Raw genomic sequence first — 17,152 nt, forward strand, 5'->3', positions numbered from 1 at the left:
TGTTCCTCAGTGGGCCGCAGCCGTGGTTGAACCGGCGGATTGCGCCGCCTGGCCATGTTGAGCGGCTGGCGCACCCGGTGTTTTCGCGTACCAGTAGTCGATCACCCAGTCTTCGTATTGATACGACGCGGGAACGGTCTTCGGAAAACCGATCGTGGTCTTGTAGCCGATGCGCGCGCCCGGTGAGTAGTACTCCGGCACGAGGTAAAACGAATAGATCAGCACGCGATCCAGCGCGCGGGTCGCCGCTTCCAGGTCGTCGAGATTGGTTGCGGAGAGCGCGGAGTGAATCAGCGAGTCCACCGCTTTCGAACGAATGCCCGGATAGTTCTCGGAACCGACCTCCGACGCGGCCGCGCTGCCGAAACGGCGCGTCAGTTCGGCGCCCGGAATCGTGACCGGCGGATAGATGAAGGTGGTCATGTCGTATTCGAAATTATCCAGCCGCTTCTGGTACAACGCGCTGTCGATCTCGCGCATATGCGCCTGAATACCGAGCATGCCGAGCGCCTGCATATACGGCAGGATCAGGCGGTCCATGCCGGGCTGGTCGTCCATGATTTCGATTGTCATGGGCGTGCCGTTGGCGTCGCGCAAAGCGCCGTCGCGATAGTGCCAGCCGGCCTGCGCCAGCAGATCGCGCGCGACACGCAAATTACCGCGCAGCGAGTTCGGTGCGATCGTGTCGGGTTGCTTGAGCATCGGTCCGAATACTTCCGGCGGCACGCTGCCGCGCAGCGGTTCGAGCAGTGCCAGTTCCTTCGGCCCGGGCATACCGGTCGCGCCGAACGGACTTGCCTCGAAATAACTGCTGGTGCGCCGGTATTGACCGTAGAACATCATCCGGTTCATCCAGTCGTAGTCGAATGCCATCGTCAGCGCGTGGCGCACCCGCGGGTCCTGGAACATCGGCTTGCGCACGTTCATCAGCATGCCCTGCATCTGCGCGGGGCCATCGGCAAATTCGCCTTTCTTCAGCAGCCCATTGTCGAAGTTCTTGCCGACGTATTTGCGTGCCCACTGGGTCGCGCTGTATTCGACGATAACGTCCGCGTCGCCCGCCTTGAAGGCTTCGAGCTGCGTGTAGTGGTCGCGGTACAGCTTGAAGGTAATGCTCGCAAAGCGATACATGCCGCGCCGCGACGGCAGATTCGCGGCCCAGTAGTCCGGGTTGCGGCGATAGGTGATCTGCTTGTCGTTCTTGCGCGACTCGATCAGATACGGACCGCTCGCGACCGGCGGCTCGTTCGCGATCTGGTCGAACGGTAACCGTGTGCCGTCCGCGCGCACGCCCCACTTCGGCGAGAAGATCGGCAAATCGCCGGCGATCAGCGCTGCGTCGCGCTCGGCGTGCCTGAATTCGAAGCGCACGGTTGCCGGGTCGACAACCACGGCGCGCTTGATCACCGAGAACTGCGCATTGAACAAGGGCGACGCTTTGGAACTGGTCAGGGTGTCGAACGAGTATTTGACATCGGCTGCGGTAATCGGGTCGCCGTTCGAAAAACGTGCGGCGGGATTGATATGAAACGTGGCCGAGCCGAGGTCCGGCGCGACTTCGACATCGTCGGCGATCAGCGGATACTCGGAGGCGAGTTCGTCCCAGCTACGCTGCATCAGCGTATCGAACATCAGATGCAGAATGTCCGGCGCGGGCGCGCCGCGCACGAGAAACGGATTCAGCGAATCGTAGCTCTGCAGTTCGTCGAAGTTCTGGAAGCTGAGCTTGCCGTCGTTGGGCGCCGCGGGGTCCGCATAGTCGAAGTGCGTGAAGCCGGCGGGATATTTGGGTTCGTCGTATTGCGCAATCGAGGGGCGGGCCTGCGCGCAAACCGCGCTCAATGCCAGGCATGCACCGGCGCACAGCGCGATTCGCGCGGTGGCGCGAAGCCGAGGCACGGGCGCGGACGCCACCGTGCGCACCGTGCGCGGCCAGCGAAACTTCACAAGTCTCATCTTCGGAATGCATAAGGACGCGCGCCGGCCGCAAGCCGGCGCGCGGTAAATCGATCCGGCGCGAGTGACGGCCTGACGCCGTCGCTCCCGTAGCTTTCCCCGCTGGCGCTGCGCGGCTGCTTACCGCCCGCGATCGCCCGTCGTGGCCTTGAACGAGCATTGTGCACGGAGAATCCCGCAGGCAGCCTTCAATAAACTTGCGCCGCTCCGGTCTTCAGTACCGGAGCGGCCGACCCACCTGACTGCCTGCGGGTGAATCACCAACCTCAAAGACTTCAGAAGCGGTACGTTGCACCGACCTGGAAGAAGCGGCCGATGTTCGTGTAGAGCGACTGATCGTAGCCCGTGATATCCGGCGTGGCCTGCCACTCGACGTCGAACGGCGGCTTGCGGTCGAAAATGTTGTTGATGCCGCCGTAGATCGTCCAGTTCTTGAAGCCGCGATAGGTGGCCATCAGGTTGAACTGGCTGTACGACGCCACCGACAACGTGCCGCCGTCGCCGAACTCGGCTGCCACCGCGTTAGTGTACGGACCGGTGTACTGCCAGGTCAGCGTCGTGGTCAGCTTGCGGTAATCCCAGGAGAGGCTGGTGTTACCCTTCCAGCGCGGATTCGACGCACCGAACGGCTGCAGCAGCGCGAGGTTGTTGCCGGCGAAGTCCTGCGTCGGCGCACCCGGGCTATTCAGCTTGAAGTGCCACACGTACGCCCAGTCGCCTGCCAGCGTGAACGTGCCGTACTTCGTGCCGACCGACTTGCGGAAGTTCATGTCGAAGCCGTCGGTGTCGAGCGAACCGAGGTTGACGAACTGTTCCTTGATGTAGGCCACCGTGCCGTCCGGATTGCGGATCACGTTCGACGGGTTGTTCGCGTCCATCACCGCGTTCGGATCGTTCGTGCCGATCACACCGTCGATGTGAATCTTGTAGAACGCCGCACCGATATCCGTCGACGAATCCGGCGAGAGCTCGAAGCCGATGTTGTAGTTCTTCGTGTGCTCAGGCTGCAGCGCCGGGTTGCCGTTGACCTGTTCCGTCGTGAAGTGCTTGGTCGGCGTGCCGCTCGGATCGTTCGGGTCCACCAGGTTCTGGTGGGCCAGATAGGTTGCCTGCGAGTTTTCGACCAGCGTCGGCGCGCGGAAGCCGCGGCTGTACGACGCATACGTCGTGAGCATCTTGACCGGCTGGAAGCGCAACGCGAAGCTCGGCGAGAATGCGCCGCCGAAGTCGCTGTAGTGGTCGTAACGGCCCGCTTGCGTGAACGTCAGGTTGTGGATGATCGGAATATCGACCTGGTAGTACACGGCGGCCACGTTGCGCTCGCCGTCGACCGTCTGCACGTTGGCCGGCGCGGTAATCCCCAGCGCGCTATATGTACGCGAGTTGATCAGGTTGCTTTCGTGACGGAATTCCGTACCGAAACCGACACCGACGGGACCACCGGGCAGATTGAACAGGTTGCCCGTCGAGGTTTTCGCCGTGACGCTGTCGAGCTTCGAGATCGCCTGCTCATAGTCGTTCTGGAACACGCCATTCAAGCCGTTCGGCGTAGCCGAAGGGTTCGAGAAGTTGAACACGCCGTTCTGCAGAATGTTCTCGACCCCAGCCACGTTCAACGCGTTGCCGTAAGTCGTGTCGACCGTGCTCTGCGAATGGCCGTAATCAGCCGACCAATCCCAATCGCCGAATTTGGCGGTGGTGAACGAGCCCTTCACACCGGTCATCGCACGCCAGAACGTCGAGACGGTATCCGCCGACACGGTGTTCGGGAACGTGTAGTTGATCTGCGTCGGCACGCCGAACGGGTTGTACGGGTTGGTGCCCGAGACAGTGCGCGACAGCGGCAACGCCGAACCGGTTGCCGGGTTGAACGCATTGGTCTGGCTGCTCAGAACCGCCGGACCTTCGTTCTGCACGGTTTCATTGCGGCTCACCCACAGGTCGGCGTAGGCCTGCACATCGTCGTTGATCTTGAAGGTGCCGCGCACTTTCGCGTTCAGGCGCGTGATCGCCGGCATGAGCGAGGTGGCGCTGGCTGGATTCGACTTACACGTGGTGGCACCGTTCGCCGACACGCTGCCCGGAGGGCACGGATTGAGCGCCGAGTTGGTGCCGTCGGCCGAGGTCCAGTACGACTGCTGGTTCGGACCGAGCGGGCCCGCGAGACCGCCCGGGAACTGGCTGAAGTCCTGATTCGCGGTCATGTCGCGATCGGCGAGCGACGAGCCGGTGTCGCGGTAGTAGCTCGCGGCGGCCGTCACGTTGAAGCGGTCGCCATTCAGATCGCCGATGCCGCCGAGTACGCTGAAGTTGCCCTGCGCGTCGCCCGGATGCTGGGCCTTGCCGAGCTGGCCGTCGATCTGCAGGCCCTGGAAGTCTTTCTTCGTAATGATGTTGACCACGCCCGCGATTGCATCCGACCCATACACCGAGACCGCACCGGTCTTCACGATGTCGATGTGGTCGATCATGTTGAGCGGGATCGAATTCACGTCGAAGAACGTGTCGGTGAAGTTCACCGCCTTGCCATAATTCGCCACCCGTTGGCCGTCCACCAGCACCAGCGTGTATTTTTCGCTCAGACCGCGCAATGCAATGCCCCCGCCGCCCTGCGCGGAGCTGTTCATCGTCGTCTGGCCCCAGCTGCTCCCCGAGTTCGCGGACGTGCCGCGCAGGAAATCGGCCACGGTCGTATAGCCGCTTTGCTGGATTTCCTTCGGTGTGATGGTCTGAACTTCCGTGTTGCCGACCTTGTCCGACGTGCGGATCAGCGAACCGGTCACTTCAAACTTCTTGAGTTGCTGAACCCCTTTGCCAGCAGGCGTCGCGGTGCTGCTTTCCGCGGACGGTGTGGCAGCAGCGCCCGCTGCCGGCGTGCTTTCCGTCGTTGCGCCCGCCGCCGTGCCGGTAGTGGCCGGCTGGCTTTGCGCAAACGCCGGCACGGCGATTGCGGCTGACAATGCCAGTTCAGCCCAGACTATTCTTCTAATGGCCAGCGCCAATGCCCTTTGTTTCATTTTTCCCCTTCTCGCTCGTCAGTAAGGCCACAGCAGTATGTGATGAGAGATCTTGTGAATCTCTCCACTCGATATACGGCGATCTTGCGCCGCGTTCCGTTAAAGCAACTTCAAATAACTCAGTGTCGGACTACTAATTTATTGCTATCGAAACGCGCAGCGCTTTTTGCAATTGTTGTCATCTCAACCGCCACGCGAGTGGATTCCGCTATTCTTCGACCTGCTTTTCCCAAATCGCGGGCTCATACTTAAGTAATGCTTACAAATGCAGTTTGTCTGCTTTTTTCAAAAAACATCGACTACGGCATTAGAACAATCTTGGCGTCCCTACCCACACGACCACCGCTTCTTCACGTGCGGTATTGGACCAGGAGTGCGGCACGGTAGACTCGTAATGCGCGGTGTCACCTGCCTGCAATACGAACGTCGTGCCTTCCAGCGTGAGCGAGATCTGGCCGCTCATCACGTACAAAAACTCTTCCCCTGCGTGCGTCGTGACTTCCGACGGATTCTGTCCCACCGGCATCCTGACGAGAATGACTTCCAGCTTGCTGCCCACCGACAGATTCGTGAGCCGCCCAAACAGATTCGCGCTACCGTCAAAGCCGAAGTACTTCAGATCACTCCCTCTACGCACCGATTTGTCTTCGGTCGGCGTATCGACGAAGTACTGCACCGTGACACCTAAAGCTCGAGCAATACCAACTAGCGACGTAATCGAAGGTGTTGCGTGACCCCGTTCCACCTGCGACAGAAAGGGCTTGGAAATGCCCGCAGTCTTTGCCACTTCGTCCAGCGTGCGCTTGAGCCGTTGGCGAAGCGCGCGGATCTTGCTTCCTATAGAGACTGCAACGTGTGCCTTGTTATTGAGTGGCAAAACCATAGCAAGACAGAATCCCGTAGTCAAAAATAGTTTGATATAAGCAAATTAAGTTTCATCTAACGCAACACTCTCCTTGCACGTCCTCGATGCATCTACCGGGATGCCGCCACGGATAACTCAATCAATTCGTTTTCCAGAAGACTCGCGCCTGCTCCGGATGCAGAGGCGATAGTTGCGAGTGCAACCACGCTCAGGCATCGCAGGCGGCTTCGGGCACGGTCCGCATTCCCAATGACCAGGGCGGCACTTGCCGCGAGGACGCCTTGCAGCGCCTCGTCCGATAGAACATAACGGGAACAGCGTGCTCCTATTTCGACGCCACGAGCACCCACAAACGGGCGAGATCCGCGGAGCCATCGGTGCCCTTTACCGCGCGGAAGGTTTGCACCGCGCGGGCCTTGTCGCCGGCCACGTAGTACGCTTCGCCGAGATGCAGTTGCGCCTGGTCCGGATGGTCGATCCCACCCTTCGCGATTGCCGCGTCCATTGCCGCAAGGCCCTGCTTCGCCTGCCCGGCGAAGACCTGATTGAAGCCCAGGTCGACCGGTGCAACAGGATTCGCCGGATCGGCGGGCGCCTGTGCCCGTTTCGCCGCCAGTGCCTGAAGGCGCTTTTCGCGATCCGCTTGTGCGTCGCGTCCTAGAACACCCGACGCAAAGCCCTGATCGATCACCTGTTTGCCTTCAGCCGTGGTGCCCGCCACGATCGCGAGCTGGGTCATTTCCATGTAATCGTCGGCCGTTGAGAGTGAGCCGGTCGCACGCCGCAGCCTATAGGTATCGATATCGAGCTTCGAGGAATAGCCAGGCTTGCTGCGAATCGCCGAAAACAGGTCGTCCCAGTACGACTGCTTCGGATGGTAGGCGACCAGCTTTTCGAGCGTGCTGCGATACGTCGCGTCGTCCTTCACGCGTTGCGCACATGTGCCAAGCAATTGCAGTTGCGATTCGTCAGGCGCGTGACCGGCGCGCACCTGCGCATCGATGCCAGGCTTGAGCAGGTTCACCACGCTGGCACAATCGTTCGACAGGTAGTAAGACTGAACCAGCAGCGTACGCATGTCGGGATCGCTACCACCCGTCTTCAGATAGCGCTGCGCCACCTTCGCCGCCTGCGCATAGTTCTTCTGCTGGAAGTAGATGCCGGCGAGAGCCGCGGACGTGCGCTGCTCGTCCGCGCCGCTCAATTTCCCGGAACTCAACAACGTTTCGTAGGCCTGAGCAGCAACACCGGACTCGCCGGCCGCCGCGGCAGCCGCACCACGCATCTGCTCGATCATGGTGCTTTCATACGCCGTCTTGCCGGGCACGGCGGCCGCCTGATCGATCTTCGTCAGCGCGTCCTTGTACTTGTGCGCGCGATACAGGTCCTGCGCGGCATTCAGCGGCTTCGCCACGTCCGGCCGCAAGGTGTCGGCGGCATGAGCGGCGAGCGGCAGCACGAGAGCAGCCGCGATGACGGCACGCTTGAACCGATGATGAATCGTTTGCATTGCCCTTTCCTATTGCATGTACTGCTCATTGCCGATCAGACCGATCTTCGTCGCGCCCAGTCGCTGTGCGGACGCCATCACCTCGGCGACATCCTTGTACGGCACCAGTTTGTTCGGACGCAGATGAATTTCGGCCTGAACCGGTTCCGCCGCCACCTGAGCGAGCCTGGATTCGAGCGCGGCACGGTTCGGCACCGGCTGACCGTTCCAGGTCGTCGTGCCGTCGAAATCGATATCGATCTGCACCACTTCAGGTTGTGTGATCGGCGGCGGTGGATTGCCGACCGGCAGGTTCATCTTGATGGCATGCGTCTGAATCGGGATCGTGATGATCAGCATGATCAGCAACACCAGCATCACGTCGATAAGCGGCGTGGTGTTGATGTCGACCATCACATCCGGTTCGCTACCGCCGCCCGACGATACGTTCATTCCCATAATCGGCTCCTGTCGATCGGACGTGGCGCTTTGGCGCTTAGTCCGATCCCATGCAAAGCTGTCGACCGGACTTGGCGCTTTGGCGCTTGGTCCGATCCCATGCAAAGCTGTCGACCGGACTTGGCGCTTTGGCGCTTAGTCCGATCCCATGCAAAGTTATCCGCCGCGCGCGGGCGGTTCGGTGATAAAGGAAACCTTGGCGATACCGGCGCGCTCGCACTCGGTAATGACCCGGCCGATGAATTCATAACGGGCGCTCTGGTCGCCGCGAACATGCACTTCCGGTTGCGGCGTCATGACCGACACGGTCTTCAGGCGTGCCAGCAGCGTAGGCGCGTCGACCTGCTTCTCGTTCCAGAAGAAGTCGCCGTCGCGATTGACCGCGATCACGATGCTCTTGGGCGTGGTCTGCAGCGGCTGGATCGTCTCCTTCGGCAATTGCACCGGCACCGTATGCGTCACGACCGGAATCGTGATCAGAAAGATGATCAACAGAACCAGCATCACGTCGACGAGCGGCGTGGTGTTGATGCTGGAGATGACCTCGTCGTTGTCGTCCTGCCCAACGCTCATTGCCATGACAGACTCCGCTTATTGGACCAGCGATGCTTCGCGAGCTGCGGCGCGCGCCGGGCGGCGGCTGCCGGCCAGCAGAACGGTATGCAGTTGCGCGCCGAATGCTCGCACACGCTCCATCACCGACTTGTTGCGGCGAACCAGGAAGTTGTAGCCGAGCACGGCGGGGACGGCCACCGCGAGACCGATAGCGGTCATGATCAGCGCCTCACCCACAGGACCCGCGACCTTGTCGATCGACGCCTGGCCGGCAATGCCAATGGCCGTCAGTGCGTGATAAATCCCCCACACCGTACCGAACAGGCCGACGAACGGCGCTGTCGAACCCACCGTACCGAGAAAAGCCAATCCGTCTTGCAGACGATTCGACACGTTGGTGATCGCGCGCTCGACCGAGGTATCGATCCACGTGTTGCGGTCCACGGCTTCGAGCAGCGCTTCGTCATGATGCTCGCCTGCCTCGATAGCCGTTTCGGCGATGAAGCGGAACGGCGACGTTTCGTCGAGCAGCTTCGCGCCTTCCACCAGCGACGGCGCAGTCCACAGCTGCTCGTCCGCGCTCTTCGCGCGGCGGTTCGCACGGAACTGCTCGACGAACTTGGTGATCATGATGTACCAGCTGCCCATCGACATCAGCACCAGCAGAATCAGCACGAAGCGTGCGACGAAGTCGCCGTTCTTCCAGAGTGCGCCGAGGCCGTACGGATTGTTGACCGTTTCGGACGTGGCCGGCGCGGGCGGCGGCACCGCTTCGTCGGCGGCCGCGCTTGCCGTTTGCGGCGCGGCGGTGGCCGGCGCGGCAGCCGACGCCGTGGCGTCGCTAGCCTGCGCATGGGCCATGTGCGGTGCAACAAAGGTATCCACCGTGGTTACGGCGATCAACATGCTTGCCGCCAGTGCGGCGAGAGTACGCTTCTTCATGCCTGCTCCAAGTTCATTAGTACAACTTCCAAACTAAGACTGATAAATCGCTACCGGTACCGAACAGCCTGTGATTTCAGTTCAGGTTAAACGAGAACGGAACTTGCACACGGACAGCCTGGCCTTGGGAAACGCACGTGAACTGCTTGACCGCGTTGAATGCAGCACGATCCAGTGAAGAGTCGTCTGCGGATTTGGCAACACGTTCATTCGTAATATGGCCCTGCGGGTCGACAACGAATTCGATAAGAACATCACCCGTTACGTTGTTTTCCTGAGCTTCCTTCGGGTAACGGATCGACGAGCGGATCTGATCCGAGTTCGGGCACACCACCCCGACTTCGGTGCTCACGGGCTTGCTCGGCGCGGGCGGCGCCGGTGGTGCCGGTGGCGCCACGGCAGGCGCCGAGACGACCGGTGCGGCCTGATGCGCAATGGTCGGCTGCGGCGGCGTTTGCACCTGCACTTCCGGCGGCGGCACGAACGGCGGCGGCGGCGGCGCGAATTTCGGCGGTGGCAATTGCACCGTGGGCAACGGCGGCGGAGGCGGCGGTTTAACCGGCTCGATGATCTTCGTTTCAATAGGATGCTGAATGACCTGCACGACCTTGGTCGCAAGGCCATTGATCAGTGCATAGATCAGCACGATATGCAGGAGTAGAACCGCTGCAATGCCGCCGAAGCGGCGCACCGGGTTTTGCTGCTTGCGCCCAAACTCTCGCGGGCGCCCTGGCCTTTCCATACGGGCCGTCGCTGCCGGAAATTGTCCTTCGACTTTCGTACCCACCTTTACTCCTCCGGCGTGAACCGTTCATTTCTGTAACTGCAGTGCGCTTACCTACCGCAAACAACATTCACTTCAATCAACCGGTGCTCCACTGTTTTTGATTCGCAGTACAAAATGGATGCAGCACTACCCCGCCCCGATCCGACGCTTCGGACGTGACTCAAAGGAGGGTTCGGCCGCATATCATGCGATCCCAACAGCCCATCTAAGTAGAACTACTAATAGATTAAATTTGACCCGCCAACTTCCGCCTTGCTTAAAGGTTGAAGACAACCTGTTCGATGTGTGTCGTAGCGCCTGGAACTTTTTGCGCAAACGTCACATGCGTTTCATGGGAGGCAAAGATAGCAGGACAAAAAATGTACGGTCAAACTTTTTTTGATGGCGGCATACTTAGTTTAGAGCATTGACTCTAATTCGCTGAAAAATGCCGCCGCTTTAAAAGAATAAGCGTATGTCGAGCAGATAAGCATTTGGCTCTTTCTGCACGATAATTGGGATTCGCCCGCACATGCGGTGTGCATAAATGCACTCGAAACTGTCCAGACAACGACTGATCAGCCGGACGGAAATGCCCAACGGGCATGCGTTTCCACGCGATGGCCGTGTCGCTCGATCGGTTCCTGGAAAGTTTGTTTGCCTGGGATGGTCAGGCGCCCGGGTGAGACCGCCGCGGAAGGCGAGACGATAGCAGAAGGAAAACTGCGTTTAAAAAATTTTTAGCGCTATTTACGACACTCTAAATAGGCATCTCAATAACGCCTTAAGCTTAATTACAAATCAATTCAATTAAATTACATAAAGCCGACAGTCAGGGTGCCGCCTGCCGCAAGCAAATCGACATGGTGCGTCCGACAATTTCTGAGGAAGCCGACTCTCATCTGTAGAGGCGGGGATTCTCGATGAGCGCGGGAACTGCTGGGGTTCGATAAATAAGAAAGAGCGGCGCAAAGTTGATTGCGCCGCTCTCTACTCCATCAACCGTTCGTGCCTTCGCCCGCTTCGACGGTTTCGCTGTTCCGCGATCGAGCCAGAACGGGCCGCAACGCGGCGCCCGTGTGACTCGCGGCCACGCGAGACAGTCCTTCAGGATCTGTGGCAGCGACAATCGACCCGCCGCCTACCCCACCTTCCGGGCCAAGATCGATGATCCAGTCCGCCTCGGCAATCACATCCAGATCGTGTTCGATGACGACGACACTATGGCCGCCGTCCGCGAGACGATGCAGCACGCGAATCAGCCTGGCGACGTCCGCCATATGCAGGCCTACGGTTGGTTCGTCCAGCACATACAGCGTGTGGGGCGGCTTCTGACCGCGCCGCGTAATGTCGTCGCGCACTTTGCTCAATTCGGTGACGAGCTTGATACGCTGCGCCTCGCCGCCGGACAACGTGGGCGAAGGCTGGCCCAGTGTGAGATAGCCGAGCCCGACGTCTTTCATCAACTGCAAAGGATGAGCGATGTTCGAAATAGGCGCGAAGAACTCGACGGCTTCGTCGATCTCCATCGTCAGCACGTCGCCGATATTCTTGCCGCGCCACGTTACCGCGAGCGTCTCGGGATTGAAGCGCTGCCCATGGCACACGTCGCAAGGCACCTTCACGTCGGGCAGAAAGCTCATGCCGATGGTGCGCACGCCCTGCCCCTCGCAAGCCGGGCAACGGCCTTCGCCGGTGTTGAACGAGAAACGCGAGGCCGTATAGCCGCGCGCGCGCGCTTCGAGCGTGCCGGCGAACAGCTTGCGGATCGCGTCCCACACGCCGATGTAAGTGGCGGGACATGAACGCGGTGTCTTGCCGATCGGCGTTTGATCGACTTCAAGCACGCGGTCGATGGTCTCCCAGCCGGTGATCGAATCGCAGCCTTGCCACGCATGCGTCACGTTCAAAGGCGCGCGCGGCGCCGTGCGCGCCAGCACGCTGGAGCGCCGGTTCGCCGCCGGCTTCTCCTCGGCCGCCGCGCGCGCGCGACGCGTGGCCGGCGACGACAGCACGGAGCGTCCAACCGCATCCAGCAGATTGGTCATCAGCACATCGCGAGCAAGCGTCGATTTGCCGGAACCGCTGACGCCGGTGACCGCCACCAGCCGCGAGAGCGGAATGCCAACCGTGACGTTGCGCAGGTTGTGCAGTTTGCCGCCGTGCACGGTCAGCCAGTTTTCCGGCACCGCGGCCGTGCGATTGCCAGGCGCGACGACTTCGCGGCGCGGCTGCAAGGGATGCACGATGGGGTGGGCGAGAAACTGTCCGGTCAGCGAATCGGGTTGCGCCGACAGGTCCGCCACACTGCCCTGCGCGACCAGCGTGCCACCGCGCTTGCCCGCACCCGGCCCGATGTCGATGATGTGATCGGCGCGCCGGATCGTGTCCTCGTCATGCTCGACCACCACCAGCGTATTGCCTTTCTCACCCAGCTTGCGCAATGCGTTCAACAGAATCTGATTGTCGCGCGGATGCAGCCCGATGGTCGGTTCGTCGAGTACGTAGCACACGCCTTGCAAGTTGCTGCCAAGTTGCGCCGCAAGCCGGATGCGCTGCGCCTCGCCGCCCGAGAGGCTCGGCGCCGCGCGATCGAGACTCAGATAGCCGAGTCCCACTTCTTCGAGGAACTGCAGGCGGCTGCCGATTTCGCTGATCACGTCACGCGCGATTTCCGCGTCGCGGCCGGTCATCTCCAGCGTGTCGATCCACGCGCGCGTGTCGGACACGGTCCATTGCGCGACATCGACAATGGCCTGCGCGTCGAACGTGACCGCGCGCGCGGTGGGATTCAGACGCGTACCCGCGCAATCCGGACACGGCTCATCGACCAGACCTTCGGGCTCCTGCTCTTCCGAAGGCAGGCTCTGTTCGCGGCCGCGATTGTCGTCGACAACGATCGTATCGTCGTAGGCGGCACGCTGCTCACGCGTAAGCGCGAGACCTGTACCGACACAGGTCGTGCACCAGCCATGCTTGCTGTTATACGAGAACATGCGCGGGTCGAGTTCGGGATAGCTCGTGCCGCACACCGGACACGCCCGCTTGGTGGACAACACCTTCACGGCGCCGAGATTCGCCGTGGGACGGCCGCCGCTGATCGCGTCGTGCAAACCGTCGAGCGGCGCCAGCAGATGCATCACACCCTTGCCCACTTCCAGCGTCTGGTCGAGCGCCTGACGCAACTCGGCTTCATGGTCCGGCGACACGACGAGATCGGCCACCGGCAGTTCGATCGTATGCTCGCGGAAACGGTCGAGCTTCGGCCACGGGTCCACCGGGACGAACTCGCCATCCACACGCAGATGGGTATTGCCGCGCGCTTTCGCCCACTTCGCAAGATCGGTGTACACGCCCTTGCGATTCACCACCAGCGGCGCAAGAAACCCGACGTGCTGCCCCTTGTGATCGCGCAGCAACTGCGCTGCGATCGATTCGACGCTTTGCGACGTAACCGGCGTGCCGTCATGAATGCAATGCTGCAGACCGAGCTTCACATACAGGAGACGCAGGAAGTGCCACACCTCGGACGTGGTCGCCACGGTACTCTTGCGGCCGCCGCGCGAAAGCCGCTGCTCGATCGCGACGGTCGGCGGAATGCCGTACACCGCGTCGACCTCGGGCCGCCCCGCCGGCTGTACGATGGAACGCGCGTAGGCATTGAGCGATTCGAGATAACGGCGCTGCCCTTCGTGGAACAGAATGTCGAAGGCGAGCGTGGACTTGCCCGAGCCGGACACCCCGGTAATCACGTTGAATTTGCCGTGCGGAATGTCCACGTCCAGCGCTTTCAGGTTGTGCTCGCGCGCATTGACGATGCGCACCACGTCCTCGCCTTCGATCGCGCGGCGCGCACGCGCGGCGCTCAGCGCCTTTTGCAGTGGAATGCCTTGCGACGCCGGTTCGGCCGCCGCGCCCATGGCACGGTCATATTGCAGCAGCGCTTCGCCGGTATGCGACTCCGGGCACGTCTTGACGTCTTCCGGCGTGCCGGCGCACAGCACCCGGCCGCCGCCGTCGCCCCCTTCTGGGCCGAGGTCGATCAGCCAGTCGGCCGCACGGATCACGTCGAGATTGTGTTCGATCACGATCAGCGAATGGCCGCTCGCGAGCAGTTTGCCGAACGCCTGCATGAGCTTGGCGATGTCGTCGAAATGCAGGCCCGTGGTCGGTTCGTCGAACATGAACAGACGCTTCGCGACCGGCTGCTTCGCGTTGCGCGCCGTGCGCGCCTGGGCCGATTCCGCGAGGAACCCGGCGAGCTTGAGCCGTTGCGCTTCGCCTCCCGACAGCGTGGGCACCGGCTGGCCGAGCTTCACGTATTCGAGGCCCACGTCGACGATCGGCTGCAGCACGCGCAATACCTCGGCGTCTTTGGCAAAGAAGCTGGTCGCTTCGCTCACCGTCAATTCCAGCACGTCGGCAATGCTCAGCGCGCGTGCCGGTTCGCCGCGCTCGATCTTCACTTCGAGCAGTTCCGCGCGATAACGGCGCCCGTCGCAATCGGGGCAACGCAGGTACACGTCGCTCAGGAACTGCATTTCGATATGTTCGAAACCCGAGCCGCCGCAAGTCGGGCAGCGACCGTCACCCGAATTGAAACTGAACATGCCCGGCCCGTAACCGCGTTGCTGCGCGAGCGGCGCCCTCGCGAACAGTTTGCGGATTTCGTCGAACGCGCCGACATAACTGGCCGGATTCGAACGCGCGGTCTTGCCGATCGGCGATTGATCGACGAACACCACGTCGGTGACCTGATCGGCGCCGCTCAGGCTTCTGAACGCGCCCGGCGATTCGGTGGCGAGACCGAAGTGCCGCGCCATGGCCGGATACAACACGTCTTGCAGCAGCGTGGATTTGCCGGAACCCGACACCCCCGTCACGCAGACGAGCCGCTCCAGCGGAATCTCCACCGTGACATCGCGCAGATTGTGTTCCGTCGCGCCTTCGAGCACGATGCGCGGCGTGGCGGCGTCCACCGGGCGCTGTTGCCAGTGCGCCGCATCCGCCACATGCCGGCGCCCGCCGAGGTACTCGCCGGTGAGCGTGCCGGAGGAGCGGATCGCCTCGGGCACGCCGTCGTAAATGATCGAGCCGCCGCGCTCGCCCGGCCCCGGGCCCATGTCGATCAGACGGTCCGCCGCGAGCATCACGGAGGGATCGTGTTCGACCACCACCAGCGTATTGCCCGCGTCGCGCAGCCGATGCATGGCTTCGACGATGCGGTTCAGGTCGCGCGGATGCAGCCCGATACTCGGCTCGTCGAGCACGAAAAGCGTCTTGGTGAGCGACGTGCCGAGCGCCGTGGTCAGGTTGATCCGCTGCACCTCGCCGCCCGACAACGTGCGGCTTTGCCGGTCGAGCGTCAGATAACCGAGCCCCACGTCGCACAGATATTTGAGGCGCGTACGCACCTCGGCGAGCAGCAGCTTGAGTGCGTCGTCGAGCAGCGCGCTCGGCAGGCTGATTTCGTCGAAGAAACGCCGGATGCGCTCGATCGGCATCAGCATCAGGTCGTGGACGGTCAGCCCCGGCAATGCTTCGAGTTGCGAGCGCGTCCACTCGACGCCGCGCGGCAGGAACCGTTGCGCGGGCGGCAGCACGTCGTCCGCGTTCGCCTTGCTGCCGAGGCGCCATAACAGCGATTCCGTTTTTAGCCGCGCGCCGCCGCAGGTTTCGCACGGCGTATAGCTGCGGTATTTGGACAGCAGCACACGAATATGCATCTTGTACGCTTTCGATTCGAGATACTCGAAGAAGCGTTTGACGCCGTACCAATGGCTTTGCCACTTGCCGTTCCAGTCCGGCGAGCCGTTGATGACCCAGTCGCGCTCCGCGTCCGTCAGTTCGCCCCACGGCGTGCCGCGGCGGATGTCGGCTTTCGCCGCGTAGCGCATCAGATCGTCCTGGCATTCCTTCCAGGCCGGCGTTTGCATGGGCTTGATCGCGCCGTCGCGCAGCGTCTTGCGCGCATCGGGAATCACCAGCCCGAGGTCGACGCCGATCACGCGGCCAAAACCGCGGCAGACTTCGCACGCGCCGTATGCCGAGTTGAACGAAAACAGCGCGGGCTGCGGGTCCGCGTAGCGCAGATCGCTTTCGGGGCTATGCAAACCGGTGGAGAAACGCCAGATTTCCGGTTCCGCTTCCTGTACAGCCGGCCCTTCGGACGACGCCGGCAGCACATAGATATTGACGCGCCCGCCGCCACGTTTGAGCGAGGCCTCGATCGCCTCGACCGCGCGTTGCTTGTCCACCGCGCTCAGCCGGAAACGGTCGGCCACCACGTCGAGCAGCTTGCGCTTGCCGGTGGGCGAATCGACTTCGCGTTGCGCCTGGACGCGCGTATAGCCGCTCGCCGACAGCCACTGCTCCACCTCCTGCTCCGACGCGGACTCCGGCAGTTCGACCGGGAACGTGACGACGAGCCGCGGCTCGTTCTGCGCGGTGCGCTCGAGCAACTCCGCGTAGATCGTTTCCGGCGTGTCGTGCCGCACCTGCCGGGCCGTCTTGCGGTCGAACAATTCGGCCGCGCGCGCGTACAGCAGCTTCAGGTGATCGTTGAGCTCCGTCATGGTGCCGACGGTGGAGCGCGAACTGCGCACCGGATTGGTCTGGTCGATCGCGATGGCGGGCGGCACGCCGTCGACACGGTCGACTTGCGGCCGGTCCATGCGGTCCAGAAACTGCCGCGCGTAAGCGCTGAATGTTTCGACGTAGCGCCGCTGCCCTTCCGCGTAAAGCGTGTCGAACACGAGGCTCGACTTGCCGGAACCGGACGGGCCGGTCACGACCGTCATTTCGCCGGTTCGTACGTCGAGGTCGACGTTCTTGAGGTTGTGCTGGCGCGCGCCGCGAATCTTGATAATGCCGTTAGATGCCAATTTTTCGACCGCCTGAATGAGTGAGCCACCTCTCACGGACGCCTCGCGACCGCGCAAGTTCAGTGCAGCTGGGCCGGCGGAAACGCACGCCGAGGTCCAGCTTGCAACGGGATACTATACTGTATATTTATACAGGTTTGGCTTGCAAGTCGCAATTTCACGTGTCTTGCCGAGAGCCATCTGCGGCCGGGACCTGCTGTTCCACCAGCACCAGCCTAC

9 protein-coding genes are annotated in these 17,152 nt (G+C 61.9%); all 9 read right to left on the bottom strand.

The window, feature by feature from the left end; all coding sequences use genetic code 11:
* Positions 1–6: 6 nt before the first annotated feature.
* The 9 genes from CJU94_RS17870 to uvrA all read right to left on the bottom strand — a co-directional run bounded on the left by CJU94_RS17870 (position 7) and on the right by uvrA (position 16,933).
* Positions 7–1,956 (bottom strand): extracellular solute-binding protein, encoded by a 1,950-nt coding sequence (locus CJU94_RS17870; protein ID WP_244220871.1) that lies wholly within the window; start codon positions 1,954–1,956, stop codon positions 7–9.
* A 275-nt stretch (positions 1,957–2,231) separates the two neighbouring features.
* The gene (locus CJU94_RS17875; RefSeq protein ID WP_095419829.1) at positions 2,232–4,973 is read right to left on the bottom strand and encodes a TonB-dependent receptor plug domain-containing protein; all 2,742 of its coding nucleotides are present in this window, start codon (positions 4,971–4,973) and stop codon (positions 2,232–2,234) included.
* Positions 4,974–5,280: 307 nt separating this feature from the next.
* Complete coding sequence (locus CJU94_RS17880; RefSeq protein WP_007182470.1) at positions 5,281–5,856, bottom strand: helix-turn-helix domain-containing protein; 576 nt, start codon at positions 5,854–5,856, stop codon at positions 5,281–5,283.
* A 307-nt stretch (positions 5,857–6,163) separates the two neighbouring features.
* Positions 6,164–7,348 (bottom strand): tetratricopeptide repeat protein, encoded by a 1,185-nt coding sequence (locus tag CJU94_RS17885; RefSeq protein WP_095419830.1) that lies wholly within the window; start codon positions 7,346–7,348, stop codon positions 6,164–6,166.
* A gap of 9 nt (positions 7,349–7,357) precedes the next feature.
* Positions 7,358–7,786, bottom strand: a complete 429-nt coding sequence (locus CJU94_RS17890; protein WP_011487696.1) for an ExbD/TolR family protein — start codon at positions 7,784–7,786, stop codon at positions 7,358–7,360.
* Positions 7,787–7,942: 156 nt separating this feature from the next.
* Positions 7,943–8,365: an ExbD/TolR family protein gene (locus CJU94_RS17895; RefSeq protein WP_012432473.1), complete on the bottom strand. Its 423-nt coding sequence runs from the start codon at positions 8,363–8,365 to the stop codon at positions 7,943–7,945.
* A gap of 12 nt (positions 8,366–8,377) precedes the next feature.
* The gene (locus CJU94_RS17900; RefSeq protein WP_095419831.1) at positions 8,378–9,283 is read right to left on the bottom strand and encodes a MotA/TolQ/ExbB proton channel family protein; all 906 of its coding nucleotides are present in this window, start codon (positions 9,281–9,283) and stop codon (positions 8,378–8,380) included.
* Between the two features lie 76 nt (positions 9,284–9,359).
* Positions 9,360–10,070 (bottom strand): energy transducer TonB, encoded by a 711-nt coding sequence (locus tag CJU94_RS17905; RefSeq protein ID WP_095419832.1) that lies wholly within the window; start codon positions 10,068–10,070, stop codon positions 9,360–9,362.
* Positions 10,071–11,047: 977 nt separating this feature from the next.
* Positions 11,048–16,933, bottom strand: a complete 5,886-nt coding sequence (uvrA, locus tag CJU94_RS17910) for an excinuclease ABC subunit UvrA (protein WP_095420426.1) — start codon at positions 16,931–16,933, stop codon at positions 11,048–11,050.
* Positions 16,934–17,152: the final 219 nt, after the last annotated feature.

It is taken from the genome of Paraburkholderia aromaticivorans (genome assembly GCF_002278075.1).
GTDB lineage: Bacteria > Pseudomonadota > Gammaproteobacteria > Burkholderiales > Burkholderiaceae > Paraburkholderia > Paraburkholderia aromaticivorans.